Annotated in this window: 14 protein-coding genes and 1 pseudogene; 1 reads left to right on the top strand and 14 read right to left on the bottom strand. The window is 66.8% G+C overall.

The annotated features are described in order from the left end of the window. Positions 1–84: 84 nt before the first annotated feature. Positions 85–1,320 carry an acyltransferase family protein gene (locus tag RT688_RS12040; RefSeq protein WP_313705116.1) on the top strand — a complete coding sequence of 412 codons (1,236 nt, stop codon included), beginning with the start codon at positions 85–87 and terminating at the stop codon, positions 1,318–1,320. 198 nt (positions 1,321–1,518) lie between these two features. Here the strand turns inward: RT688_RS12040 and RT688_RS12035 are convergent, their stop codons facing one another. The 14 genes and pseudogenes from RT688_RS12035 to RT688_RS11970 all read right to left on the bottom strand — a co-directional run. After that, complete coding sequence (locus RT688_RS12035) at positions 1,519–2,100, bottom strand: phasin family protein (RefSeq protein ID WP_313705115.1); 582 nt, start codon at positions 2,098–2,100, stop codon at positions 1,519–1,521. Between the two features lie 174 nt (positions 2,101–2,274). Beyond that, the gene (locus RT688_RS12030; protein WP_313705114.1) at positions 2,275–3,171 is read right to left on the bottom strand and encodes an ion transporter; all 897 of its coding nucleotides are present in this window, start codon (positions 3,169–3,171) and stop codon (positions 2,275–2,277) included. After that, on the bottom strand, positions 3,168–3,623 hold the full coding sequence (locus RT688_RS12025) for a VOC family protein (protein ID WP_313705113.1): 456 nt from the start codon (positions 3,621–3,623) through the stop codon (positions 3,168–3,170). Before RT688_RS12025 ends, RT688_RS12030 begins: the two co-directional genes overlap by 4 nt. Then, positions 3,613–4,167, bottom strand: a complete 555-nt coding sequence (locus tag RT688_RS12020; RefSeq protein WP_313705112.1) for an NAD(P)H-dependent oxidoreductase — start codon at positions 4,165–4,167, stop codon at positions 3,613–3,615. The genes RT688_RS12025 and RT688_RS12020 overlap by 11 nt, the downstream gene beginning before the upstream one ends. Before the next feature lie 73 nt (positions 4,168–4,240). Next, the gene (locus RT688_RS12015; protein WP_313705111.1) at positions 4,241–4,549 is read right to left on the bottom strand and encodes a hypothetical protein; all 309 of its coding nucleotides are present in this window, start codon (positions 4,547–4,549) and stop codon (positions 4,241–4,243) included. 3 nt (positions 4,550–4,552) lie between these two features. Then, complete coding sequence (locus tag RT688_RS12010; RefSeq protein ID WP_313705110.1) at positions 4,553–5,815, bottom strand: MFS transporter; 1,263 nt, start codon at positions 5,813–5,815, stop codon at positions 4,553–4,555. Between the two features lie 276 nt (positions 5,816–6,091). Then, positions 6,092–6,604, bottom strand: a complete 513-nt coding sequence (gene ispF / locus RT688_RS12005; RefSeq protein ID WP_313705109.1) for a 2-C-methyl-D-erythritol 2,4-cyclodiphosphate synthase — start codon at positions 6,602–6,604, stop codon at positions 6,092–6,094. Between the two features lie 7 nt (positions 6,605–6,611). Then, positions 6,612–7,316 carry a 2-C-methyl-D-erythritol 4-phosphate cytidylyltransferase gene (gene ispD, locus RT688_RS12000; protein WP_313705108.1) on the bottom strand — a complete coding sequence of 235 codons (705 nt, stop codon included), beginning with the start codon at positions 7,314–7,316 and terminating at the stop codon, positions 6,612–6,614. Continuing rightward, positions 7,313–8,011: a hypothetical protein gene (locus RT688_RS11995; protein ID WP_313705107.1), complete on the bottom strand. Its 699-nt coding sequence runs from the start codon at positions 8,009–8,011 to the stop codon at positions 7,313–7,315. The genes ispD and RT688_RS11995 overlap by 4 nt, the downstream gene beginning before the upstream one ends. Before the next feature lie 9 nt (positions 8,012–8,020). Continuing rightward, positions 8,021–8,578, bottom strand: a complete 558-nt coding sequence (locus RT688_RS11990; RefSeq protein WP_313705106.1) for an NUDIX hydrolase — start codon at positions 8,576–8,578, stop codon at positions 8,021–8,023. 59 nt (positions 8,579–8,637) lie between these two features. Then, a complete protein-coding gene (locus tag RT688_RS11985) occupies positions 8,638–9,015 on the bottom strand; it encodes a DUF2818 family protein (RefSeq protein ID WP_313705105.1) in 378 nt (125 codons plus the stop codon). A gap of 3 nt (positions 9,016–9,018) precedes the next feature. Next, positions 9,019–10,521: an NADH-quinone oxidoreductase subunit NuoN gene (gene nuoN, locus RT688_RS11980; protein ID WP_313705104.1), complete on the bottom strand. Its 1,503-nt coding sequence runs from the start codon at positions 10,519–10,521 to the stop codon at positions 9,019–9,021. A 15-nt stretch (positions 10,522–10,536) separates the two neighbouring features. Next, complete coding sequence (locus tag RT688_RS11975; RefSeq protein WP_313705103.1) at positions 10,537–12,048, bottom strand: NADH-quinone oxidoreductase subunit M; 1,512 nt, start codon at positions 12,046–12,048, stop codon at positions 10,537–10,539. Positions 12,049–12,070: 22 nt separating this feature from the next. Continuing rightward, positions 12,071–12,524, bottom strand: a pseudogene (locus RT688_RS11970) (NADH-quinone oxidoreductase subunit L); the annotation flags it as partial.

Raw genomic sequence — 12,524 nt, 5'->3', positions numbered from 1 at the left:
ATCCCGCACGCGGCTGGCCACATAGCGCTCGCACCGCGCGCGCCGCGGATCTACGCTGGGCGTTTTCCATCCATCGTCCCGGCCATGCACACTTCCTCCCCGGCGCCGCGCCTGCTGTTCCTCGACTGGCTGCGCATCATCGCCTTCTTCATCCTCGTTCTCTACCACGTGGGCATGTACTACGTCAGCTGGGACTGGCACGTGAAAAGCGCGCTCGCCGGCCCCGGCCCCGAGCCCTTCATGCTGCTGTCCTCGCCATGGCGCCTGGGCCTGCTGTTCCTGGTCGGCGGCGCGGCCGCCGCCATGTCCCTGCGGCGCCTGGGAGGCCGCGCCTTCCTGCGCCGGCGCAGCCTGCGCCTGCTGCTGCCGCTGCTGTTCGGCATGCTGGTCGTGGTGCCGCCGCAATCGTATGTCGAGGTGGTCGAGGCCCTCGGTTTCGACGGCGGCTACCTGCGCTTCATGGCCCTGTACCTGCAGGGCTACCAGGACTTCTGCGACGGCGACGGCTGCCTGTTCCTGCCGACCTGGAACCACCTGTGGTTCCTGCCCTACCTGTGGGCCTACGGCGTGGTGCTGGCCCTGCTGGCCGGCGGCGCCGGCGCGCGCCTGCCGCGTTGGGCAAACGCGGCCGCGGCGCAACTGCACGGCTGGAAGCTGATCGTGCTCCCGGCCGCCTGCCTGGCGCTGGCGCGCGTGAGCCTGCTGCGGGAATTCGGCGAAACCCACATGTTCGTCAACGATTGGTTCAACCACGCGACCTACCTGTTCCTGTTCCTGCTCGGCGCCCTGTTCGCCCACACTCCGCACTGCTGGCCGCGCTTCGTCGCCCTGCGCTGGCATGCCTTGGCGCTGGCGCTGACCGGCTGGGCCGCCATCGTGACCTGGCGCGCGCTGTGGAAGGCCGATGCGCCCGGGATCGACTTCGAGGCCATGTTCGCGCCGATGGCGGCGGTGTATGCGACGACGGCGTGGAGCGCCATCGCCGCCGCCTGCGGCTTCGGCGCGCGCCACCTGGAGCGCGACGGCCCGGCCCGGCGTTACCTGGTCGAAGCCGTTTTCCCCGCGTACATCGTGCACCAGACCTTGATCGTCACCCTCGCCCATTGGTTCAAGCCGGCCAGGCTGGCGCCCGGCATCGAAGGCATATTGCTGACGGTGCTGACCTTGACGCTCAGCTTCGCCATCTTCGAGGCGGTGCGCCGCGTCGGGCTGCTGCGCCCGCTGTTCGGGCTGCCGTTGAGAAGGAAGACGACGCCGGAGACGAAGGTGGAGACGAAGGTGGAAATGAGCACCAACGCGAAAGCGGACGCAGGAGCCTAGACCGGGACGGCGCCGGCGGGAGCTGGCCCGGAAACCCGCCGCCAGCCGGTTCGAGACTGGCGGACGAGTGACAGGACGAATAACGGGCCGGACATCAGGCCGAAGGACAGGCCAAAGAACAGGTCCAAGAACGGGCCGGGCAGCAGGCCGGGTAGCAGGCCTGCCCGTCAGGACGGACCGGGCAGCTCAGGTGAATGCTCAGGCGCTGTGCGCGCTCTTCCCGGCCATGTTGCCGTCGCCGCGCTGCATGCTCTGGCCCTGCGCGGTATGCGCGCCGGCGCTGGCGTTGGTTTGCGAGCGGGCTTCGCCGTTACCGCTGTAGCCGGAACGAACGAAAGGATCGACGAAGCGCTGCACGGTTTCCTGCTGCTTGCGCAGGCCGCGCTCGGTTTCCTCGGAGGCGGTGCGCGCCACCTCGTCGGCCAGCGCGCGGGCGGTGCGGGACGTGTTCTGCACGTGCTGTTCGGTCACGCGCGCCAGCTCGACCTGGGCGTCGGCGGCCAGGCGCGAGATGTGCTGCTGGTAGGCGCGCAGCTTTTCGCTGGCCGGCTGGGCGCGCGAAGCGGCTGCGCTGATCAGTTCGCTCTGGCGGTCGGCGGTCAGCAATTGCTGGCCGGTCAGGGCGGTTTCCTCGAGCATGGTCTGCACCAGCTGGATGTTCAGGTCGCACATCTGCTGGATGGACTGGAAAAACGATTTGGACATGTCGTTCATGAAAGCGGTCTGCGCATCCAGGTGGGTGCGTACCGCCGGGTTCACCGATTGGGAAAATGGGTACATGCGTCGCCTCGTGAAATGGTTGTGGTTTGTGTCGATACGTTCCCGGCGCCGCACAGGGCGGCGCGCGTGGATCCGGCGGAAGCACGGCCTGGCGCGGTTGCCTGGCCGTCTTTCACAGGAGCCTCAAGACTAGGGGAGCGAGGTGTCGGGCGCTTGCGGCCGCTCAAACGTGCTTCAGGCCGCGGGGTCGGACGGCGGCGACAGGGCGGCCCCGCAATCCTTGCAGAAACGTGCGCGCGGGTCGTGGCCCGTACTGCCGCAGCCGGGGCAGCCGCGCTCGGGCGTGCGCGGGCCGCGGCGGCCCAGGCGCTGCGAGGTCATCTCGGCGGTGACGATGCCCGTGGGCACTGCCAGGATGCCCCAGCCGAGCAGCATCATGCACGAGGCGATGGCCTTGCCGAGGTGGGTGTGGGGCGTGATGTCGCCATAGCCGACCGTGGTCATGGTGACGGTGGCCCAGTACATCGCCATCGGGATGCTGGTGAAGCCGTTCTCCGGGCCCTCGACCACGTACATCAGCGTGCCGAGCACGACGATGGCCATCAGGACCACCGACAGGAACACCATGATCTTGCGCCGGCTCGCGGCCAGCGCATGGCCCAGGCGCGTGTATTCCTCGACGTACAGGGTCAGCTTGAAGATGCGGAACACGCGCAGCAGGCGCAGGATGCGGATGTCGAGCAGCACCGCGCTGCCCGGCACCAGCAGCGAGACATAGGTCGGCAGCACCGAGACCAGGTCGACCACGCCGAAGAAGCTGGTAGCGTAGCGCAGCGGCCGGCGCACGCAGGCCAGGCGCGCGATGTATTCGGCCGTGAACAGCAGGGTAAAGCCCCACTCCAGCACGTGCATGGTGGCGGCGTAGCGGGCGCCGATCGAGGGCACGCTTTCGAGGACGACGACCAGGATGCTTAGCAGGATGACGACGATCAGCGCCTTGTCGAAGCGGCGCCCGGCCGGCGTGTCGGACTCGAAGATGATCTCGAACAGGCGCGCGCGCAGGCCCTCGCCGGCTGGCTTGCCATAGGAAGCCGGCGCGCGCCGGGCCAGGTTGCGCCGCTCGTCGGTCATGCCGAAGGCGGCCCTTTCAGCTCGATCGTGTTGCCCTCGGGATCCTGCAGGTAGATCGAGGGGCCGTCGCCTTCGGCGCCGAAACGGGAATCAAGGGGGCCGGCCTCGACGCCGTGCGCCGCCAGGTGGGCGCGGATCGCCGTCTCGTCGAAGGGCTCGACGCGGAAGCACACGTGGTCGACGTTGCGCCCTTCCCTGCCGGGGGCGGCCCCGCCCATGCGGCCGAGCTTGCCGTCGACGGGCACCAGGTCGACCAGCGAGCTGCCGGCGCGCAACTGGATCAGGCCGATTGCCTCCTGGCGGCGCGCCACCGTGCAACCGAGCACTTCACGGTAGAAGCGCTCGACGCGCTCCAGGTCGACCACGCGCAGCACCACGTGGTCGATCTCGCGGATCGCGATCGGCGGCACGGCCAGGCCCTCGGCCGTCCTGTTTCCTGCATCAGCCTGCATGCTTGTCCACCCAGCCGGCGAAGCTGTCGACGAAGGTCTGCAGGAAGCCGCGCAGCGAGTCGTCGGTCAGCGTGTCGCCTTCGAACTTGGCGGCGATGCCGCCGAGGTAGGCTTCCGGCGCCGGCATGGCCGGCATGTTCAGGAACGGCAGCATCTGGCGCAGGTGGTGGTTGGCGCCGAATCCGCCCAGCGCGCCCGGCGACTGGCTGACGATGGCGCAGGGCTTGGCGGTCCAGGCGGCCTTGCCGTAGGGGCGCGAGCCGACGTCGATCGCGTTCTTCAGGGCCGCGGGCACCGAGCGGTTGTATTCGGGGGTGATGAAGAGCACGCCGTCGGCCGCGCGGATGCGGTTGCGGAACTCGGTGAAGGCGTGCGGCGGGGTCGCCGTTTCGTCGTCCTCGTTATACATCGGCAGGTCGCGGATCTCGACGATTTCCATGTCGAGCTTGCCCTCGGCCAGCTTGATCATGGTCTGGGCGATCTTGCGACTGAACGACTCTTTGCGCAGGCTGCCGACGACGACGGCGATTTTCTTCGTTGCCATTTCTCCCCCTTCATGTTTAGTTGCAAAGACCAGATGTTAACCATTTTTGCGGCAGTGCGTGCGCGGCCCGCCTTCAAATGCGTCCGCGGCGGAAGGCGGCAAGGAATTTCTTCGCCTGCGAGGCGGTCAGCACCTGGACCGGATCGCCATGCCAGGCATACAGGTAAGGCTCGCCGCCCAGGCGGTCGGTGAGCTTGGCCTGCAGCAGGAAGCGCGTGCCCTCGGGATAGCGTTCCGGGTCGCGCAGGGCGGCCGCGCACTGCACGCGCATGGTCGGGGCGAAGGCCTGGCCGGGCATCGGCACGATGCGCAGCCTGCTGCTGCGCCCATCGCGCACGGAATGCACGGCCACTTCGCGGTAGGCCCAGGTGTCGCGCGCCATCGCCTAGGCCTTCGCCGCCGGCAGCAGGCCCGCGCGCGCCGGCGGCGCCTCGCGGATCGGCAGGTTGACCAGGGCGGCCAGGAGGGCCAGGAGGATGTCGGCGTACCACATCCAGCTGTAGTCGCCGAAGCGGACGAACGCCAGGCCGCCCAGCCAGGCGCCGAAGAAGCCGCCGACCTGGTGCGACAACAGGGTCAGGCCGAACAGCGTGGCCAGGTAGCGCGTGCCGAACAGCTTGCCGACCAGGCCGGCGGTCGGCGGCACGGTGGCCAGCCAGGTGAAGCCGAGCGCGGCGGCGAACAGGTAGAAGGTCAGCGCCGTCTTCGGCGCCAGCAGGTAGATCACGATGATCAGCGCCCGGCTGGCGTACATCAGGGCCAGCAGGTTCTTCATGCGGTAGCGCGTCGACAGCGCGCCGGCGCACAGGCTGCCGGCGATGTTGAACAGGCCGATCAGCCCGAGGGCGGTGCCGGCGACGCCGACCGGCAGGCCGCACAGCGCGACCTCGCCCGGCAGGTGGGTGACCAGGAAGGCGATGTGGAAGCCGCAGGTGAAGAAGCCGGCGTGCAGGCACAGGTAGCTGCGGTCGCGCAGGGCCTGGCGCAGCTGTTCGGTGAGGCCGATGCCGGCGATGGGGGCCGGGCCGGCGGCGGCGACCGTGTCGGCGCTCGTCTTCGCGTCCGGGCCCTTGCCGCGCATGAACCAGGCCAGCGGGATGGTCAGCAGGGTCGTCGCGGCCATGGCCAGCATCGCGACGATCCAGCCCGGGCCGGCGATCAGGACCTGCGTCAAAGGCGAGAACACGAACTGCCCGAAGGAGCCGCCGGCGTTGATGAAGCCGGACGCGAAGGGGCGGCGCGCGGCCGGCAAGCGCTGGGCGGTGGCGCCGATCAGGATCGAGAAGCTGCCCGCGCCGGCGCCGGCCGCCGACAGCACGCCGAGGGTGACCAGCAGGCCCCACTCGGAGCTGACGAAAGGCGTGGCGGCCAGGCCGCCGGCCAGCAGCACGGCGCCGAGAACGATGACGCGCGCCGGGCCGTACTTGTCGGCCACCGCGCCGAACACCGGTTGCGAGGCGCCCCACATGAACTGGCCGACCGCCATCGCGAAGCTGATCGTGGCCACGCCCAGGCCGGTCGAGGTGTTCAGCGGCGAGAGGAACAGGCCGGTGGTCAGGCGCGCGCCCATCGTGATCATCAGGATGGCGCTGGCGGCCAGGATCAGCAGCCAGGCGGCGCGCGGCGACATCTCGTTATTCGTGGTCATTGGTTTCCCGGTTCGGACGCGTGGGCGTGGATCAGGGATGGGATTTTAGCAACGATGTCGAGGGTGTGCTGGCCGGGGTTTGTTTTTGTCGGCGCGGCGGGCGGATGGGGAAACGTCGTTCTCACCGCCGGTGCGGTTGGTGGGACGGAGACGTCGCGTATCACCGCGTGGGGACAAGTCCCCACCCTACGTCCACGCTCGTCGATGATAATGGCGTCCTGGTTTTCGTAGGGTGGGTTCTCGAACCCACCCGGTACAAGGCGAGCGAGCCGGGGCTTACGCGCCGGCGCGGATCAGCATCGCCACCGCTTCGGCGGCCATGCCTTCCTCGCGGCCGAGGTAACCCAGCTTCTCGTTGGTCTTGGCCTTGATGTTGACCTGCTGCGGCGAGACGCCCAGGTCTTCGGCGATGCGCGAGACCATCTGCGGGATGTGGGGGGCCATCTTCGGCTGCTGGGCGATGATGGTCGCGTCGACGTTGCCGATGGTGTAGCCGGTGGCAAGGACACGCGTCGCCGCCTCGCGCAATAACGTGCGCGAGTCCGCGCCTGCGAACATCGGATCGGTGTCGGGGAAATGCTTGCCGATGTCGCCCAGCGCGGCGGCGCCGAAGAGCGCGTCGATGATCGCGTGCAGCAGCACGTCGGCGTCGGAATGACCGAACAGGCCGAGCCGGTGCGGGATGGTCACGCCGCCGACGATCAGCTTGCGGCCCTCGACCAGGCGGTGACAGTCATAGCCGGTACCGATGCGGAACGGCGGGGTCGGATTGTAGGATGCAAGTGCCATGGTTCGGTTACAGTAGTTCGGGTTGGGTCGTTGCCAGGTACATCTCGGCGATGCGGACGTCGCCCGGCAGCGTGACTTTCAAATTGCGCGGATGGCCTTCGACCAGTTTCGGCGACAGGCCCAGCGCCTCGACGGCGGAAGCGTCGTCGGTGACCTGGTGCGGATCGCGCGCAGCGGCCAGGGCGTCGCGCAGCAGTTTATAGCGGAACATCTGGGGCGTCTGCGCCAGCCACATGCCCTCGCGCGAGACGGTGCCAACCTCGCCCGCGATGCAGCGCTTGACGGTGTCGACCACCGGCAGCGCGAGCACGCCCCCGACCGGGTGTTCGCCGGTGTTGGTGATCAGCTTTTCGATCAGGCCGTCGTCCAGGCCAGGGCGCGCGGCGTCGTGCACCAGCACCCAGTCGTTTTCGCGCAGGGTGCCGTTCAGGGCCGCCAGGCCGTTCCGGACCGACTCCATCCGTGTTGCGCCGCCACATCTGAGCACGGTGACACCGTGGCTGGGCACGACGCTGTCGATGATCGGGTCGTCGGGGCTGACGACGACGTAGGTGTGGGCGATCAGTTCGCTGAACAGGAAGGCGTCGATGGCGTGGCGCAGCATCGGCTTGCCGCCGATTTTCAGGTACTGCTTGGGACCGCTGGCGGCCATGCGCGCCCCGACGCCGGCAGCGGGGATCAAGGCGAAATAGCGTGGAGCTTGTGAATTCATGTCGTTTTCTTACGTTTTGCCGGTCTAATAAGAGACTGTACCTCACCTGCACAAACTTTGCCGAGACGCGCGTATTCCTGCGGAGTATCAATCGCTGCCTGCAGGATCTCGACTTTCGCCATTTCCTTCTTGATGAAAGGCATCCAACCGCTGTCGATCTCGCGCTGCAACAAACTGCGCGCCTGGCCGGCCGGCGCATACAAGGGCTTGCCCTGGAAACGCCGCGCCAGCGCCTCGCTCACGATCTTTTCGGCGCGCGGCAGGAAGTCCCGGTAGACCTCGAGGTGGCGCATCTCGTGCGCCAGGATCTCCCGGTAGGCGCAGCTGCCGGGCGCGAACTCGCGTCCCACGTAGACAACGATCGGGAGGTAGTAGAGGTTTACCTCGAGGCGCGGCGCCACGCATTCGTAGCCGGTGGCGGGGTCCTGCAGCATGCGCCCGTGCACCGCGATGGCGACCCGGCTCTCGGCGCGCGTCAGGCCGAGCACGTAGCTGCCCGGCGCGCGGTTGCCCTTCATGCGCGTCAGGCCGTGGAAGGAATAGGTATTGTCGACGCGGTAGCCGTTCTGGCGCGAGGACAGCACCGAGATGCTCTCGCCGATGGTGTCCTCGCAGCGCGCCTGAAACGCAGTCCGTTCAGCCGCCATGCCGGGTGCGCAGCACGCCAGCATGGCCAGCGCGAACGGCAGTTTCATCGTGGCGCCTCAGGCCGGCGTCCAGGTCCCGCTGGTAATCTTGTCGAGCCAGAAAGCGCCGATGATGGTCTTCACATCGGTCACCTGGCCGCTTTTCACCATCTCGAGCAGCTCGGGCACGGTGGCGGTGAAGGTTTCCAGGAACTCGCCCTCGTCCAGTTTCGGCGTCCCGGCGGTGAGGCCGCGCGCCAGGAACAGCTCGAGGTGCTCGTCGGAATAGGCGATCGCGTTGTGGATGGTGCAGACGTAGCGCCAGTCGGTCGCGGTGTAGCCGGTTTCCTCCTCGAGCTCGCGCCGGGCGCAGGCCAGGTGCTCTTCGCCCGGATCGATCTTCCCGGCGGGGAATTCGACGAAGACGCGGTCGTTCGGGTAGCGGAACTGGCGTTCGAGCAGCACGCGGCCGTCATCGAACAGGGGCAGGATCACGACCGCGCCCGGATGGCGGATGTATTCGCGGTGCGTCACTTTGCCGTCAGGCAGCTGGATACGGTCACGCGAGACTTTCAGGAAATTGCCGTCGTAGGCGACCTCGCCGTCGAGGCGTACTTCTTTGAGATGAGAATCCATTACGCTCCCAGGTTGGATTGTGGAGATATCCAGAGCGCCTGGGAAAGCCCAATGGCGCTCTAGCGGCGCTTGCGCAGGTAACGCAGGACGAAGCCTGGAAACGCCAGCACGACGAACAGGCAGCCAGTGATCGCATAGAACTCCCAGCCCTGGGCAAACACGTTGCCAATGCCGGCTTCCAATGCGTAGGCCAGTGCGCCGACGATGAAGTATAAGACAAGCAGCTCGAGCAGGCGCGCGAAGAAGGACTTCGTGCGTGCCGCTGCGGCTGGAGAAGAGGAAGAGGAGGAAGCGGAGGTGACGCCCGGCGGCGGGGCCTTCGCCCCCCTGCCCTGCGGCAGAGGGATGAAGCCGAACAGGCGCTCGTTCGCGAACGGCAGGTTGGCGGCCGCGATTGCGACCGCCAGCACCAGCCAAGCTGCCAGCGAGACGTCCAAGGATCAGGACGCCAGGGTGGCGCGGATCGCCTGCAGGCAGGTGCCCAGCAGTGCGCCCGGGATCACGCCGAGGACCAGGACCATGATGCCGTTCAGCGACAGCGCGACGCGCATGTCGGCCGGGGTGGCGATCGGGCTGGTGTCGGCGGCTTCGTCGAACCACATCAGCTTGACGACGCGCAGGTAGTAGAACGCGCCGATCAGCGAGAACAGCACCGCGATCACGGCCAGCCAGACCAGGCCGGCGCTGGCGACCGCCTGCAGCACTGCCCACTTGGCCATGAAGCCCATCATCGGCGGCACGCCGGCCAGCGAGAACATCAGGATGGTCATCACGACGGCGAACCACGGGCTGCGCTTGCCCAGGCCCTTGAAGTCGGCCAGCAGGTCGGCTTCGAAGCCGGCGCGCGCCAGCATCATGACGACGCCGAAGCTGCCCAGGGTGGTCAGGACGTAGGTGATCGACGAGTACATCGCGGCGCTGTAGGCGGTCGCCATGTTGGCGGTGCTGTCGCCGACGACGCCGGCCATCATGGCCAGCAGCACGTAGCCCATCTGGGCGATCGACGAGTAGGCCAGCATGCGCTTGATGTTGGTCTGGGCGATCGCGGTCAGGTTGCCGATGGCCAGCGACAGCACGGCCAGCACCAGCAGCATCTGCTGCCAGTCCTTGGCCATGGCCGGCAGGCCTTCGACCAGGATGCGCATCAGCATCGCGAACGCGGCCAGCTTCGGTGCGCCGCCCAGCAGCAGGGTCACCGCGGTCGGCGCGCCCTGGTAGACGTCCGGCGCCCACATGTGGAACGGCACCGCGCCGAGCTTGAAGGCCATGCCCGCGACCAGGAACACCAGGCCGAACACCAGGATGGTGGTGTTGGCGCCGTCCACGCTGCGCGCGGCGATCTCGTTCACGTCCAGCGAACCGGTGGCGCCGTAGATCATCGAGATACCGTAGAGCATGAAGCCCGAGGCCAGTGCGCCGAGGACGAAGTACTTCATCGCCGCTTCGGTCGAGACCGCGTGGTCGCGGCGCAGCGCCACCAGGGCGTACAGCGACAGCGACATCAGTTCCACGCCCAGGTAGATCGACAGCATGCTGTTACCCGAGATCATGATCATCTGGCCCAGCGTCGAGAACAGCGCGAGCACGTAGAACTCGCCGCCCAGGTTACCCGAGAGCATGCCGCGCTCGCCCACGTACTGGCGCGAGTACACCAGCGTGATGCCGACCGCCAGGTAGGTGAACAGCTTCAGCAGGTTCGACATCGGGTCCGACACGAACATGTGGTTGAAGGTGTACACGGTGGCGCCGCTGTTGAAGTCGGCCCAGCTGAACACTGCGCAGCCGACCAGGGTCAGCAGCGACAGGTAGTAGGTCACGTTACGGCGCGACCCCTTCAGGTACAAGTCGATCAGCAGGATCGCGGAAGCCGCGATCAGCAGGAAGATTTCGGCGTAGACCGGCACCAGGTTGGTGTCGACTGCCGGTAGCAAAGTGTTGGTCATCTCGTTCATATCGATTTATTGAGGCAGCTGCGGGAGCTTGCTCACGGACACGTGTTGCAGCAGGTCGGACACCGAGGTCTGCAGGGTGTCGGCGATCGGCGCCGGGTACAGGCCCATGTACAGCGTGGCGATGGCCAGGACCGCCAGGATGGCGAACTCGCGCTTGTTAAGATCGGCAAGTTCGGCGACGTGCTTGTTGCCGATCGGGCCGAAGACCACGCGCTTGACCATCCACAGCGAGTAGGCGGCGCCCAGGATCAGGGCGGTGCCTGCCAGCAGGCCGGTCCAGAAGTTGAACTGCACGGCGGCCAGGATCACCATGAATTCGCCGATGAAGCCCGAGGTGGCCGGCAGGCCGGCGTTGGCCATCGAGAACAGCACGGCGAAGGCGGCGAACTTCGGCATCGTGTTGACGACGCCGCCGTAGTCGGCGATTTCACGCGAGTGAACGCGGTCGTACAGCACGCCGATGCAGAGGAACATCGCGCCCGACACGAAGCCGTGCGAGATCGCCTGCATGATGCCGCCCTGCACGCCCATCTCGTTGAAGATGAAGAAGCCCAGGGTGACGAAGCCCATGTGGGCGATCGACGAGTAGGCGACCAGTTTCTTCATGTCCTTCTGGACCATGGCGACCAGGCCGATGTAGATCACGGCGATCAGCGACAGCACGATGACGACCGGCGCCAGGTAGTGCGAGGCGTCCGGGGCGATCGGCAGCGAAAAACGCAGGAAGCCGTAGGCGCCCAGCTTCAGCATGATCGCGGCCAGCACGACCGAACCGCCGGTCGGCGCTTCGACGTGGGCGTCCGGCAGCCAGGTGTGCACCGGCCACATCGGCACCTTGACGGCGAAGGCCATGAAGAAGGCGATGAAGATCAGGATCTGCTCTTTCATCGACAGCGGCTGTGCGTGCCATTCGACGATGTTGAAGGTGCCCGACACGTTGTACAGGTAGATGATCGCGATCAGGGTCAGCAGCGAGCCGAAGAACGTGTACAGGAAGAACTTGAATGCCGCGTACACGCGGTTCGGGCCACCGAAGACGCCGATGATGATGAACATCGGGATCAGGGTCGCTTCGAAGAAGAAGTAGAACAGCACGCCGTCCAGCGCCGCGAAGACGCCGATCATCAGGCCCGACAGCAGCAGGAAGGAGCCCATGTACTGGGCCACGCGTTCCTGGATCACTTCCCAGGCCGCGACCACCACGATGATCGTGATGAAGGCGGTCAGCGGGATGAACCAGAGCGACAGGCCATCCACGCCGAGGCGGTAGAAGATGTTGAAGCGCTCGATCCACGGCGCCGTTTCGGCGAACTGCATGCCGTGCGCGGCGTTATCGAAGTTCGTAATCAGCGGGATCGTCGGCAGCAGGCTGACGATGGCGCCGACCAGCGACAGGAGACGCACGAAACCGGCGTTCTTGTCGCGGCCCACGGCGAGCACGAGCACGCCGAACAGGATCGGGAGCCAGATAGCCAGGCTCAGGTAAGGAGGAAATGTAGAGATCGTAGACTGCATCATTTGTCTTTTTCTTTGCCTGTGATTAGCGCCAGAACGGGAAGAAGTACAGCAGGGTCGCGAGGACGCCCACGATCATCACGAACGCGTAGTGGTAGATGTAACCCGTCTGGAAGGTACGGGTCAGCAGCGCGAACCAGCCGACCAGCTTCGCCGAACCGTTGACCACCAGGCCATCGATCAGCGCGCGGTCGCCCACTTTCCACAGGCCGCCGCCGATGGCGCGCGCGCCGCCGGCAAACACGACCTGGTTGAACTTGTCCATGTAGTACTTGTTGTCCAGCAGCGTGTGCAGGAACTTGAACTTGCTGTAGAACCAGGCCGGGACGCGCGGGTTGACCATGTAGCAGTAGTAGGCGCAGACGACGCCTGCCAGTGCCAGCCAGAACGGTGCGGTCTGCAGGCCGTGGATGGCCATGCCCAGCGCGCCGTGGAACTCTTCGCGCAGGGTTTCCATCGCGGTGTGGTTCTCGCCGACG

Origin of the sequence: Massilia sp., from assembly GCF_032106685.1 — a bacterium.
Classification (GTDB): Bacteria; Pseudomonadota; Gammaproteobacteria; order Burkholderiales; family Burkholderiaceae_D; genus Telluria.
This window is presented reverse-complemented; position numbering and strand designations above follow the sequence as displayed.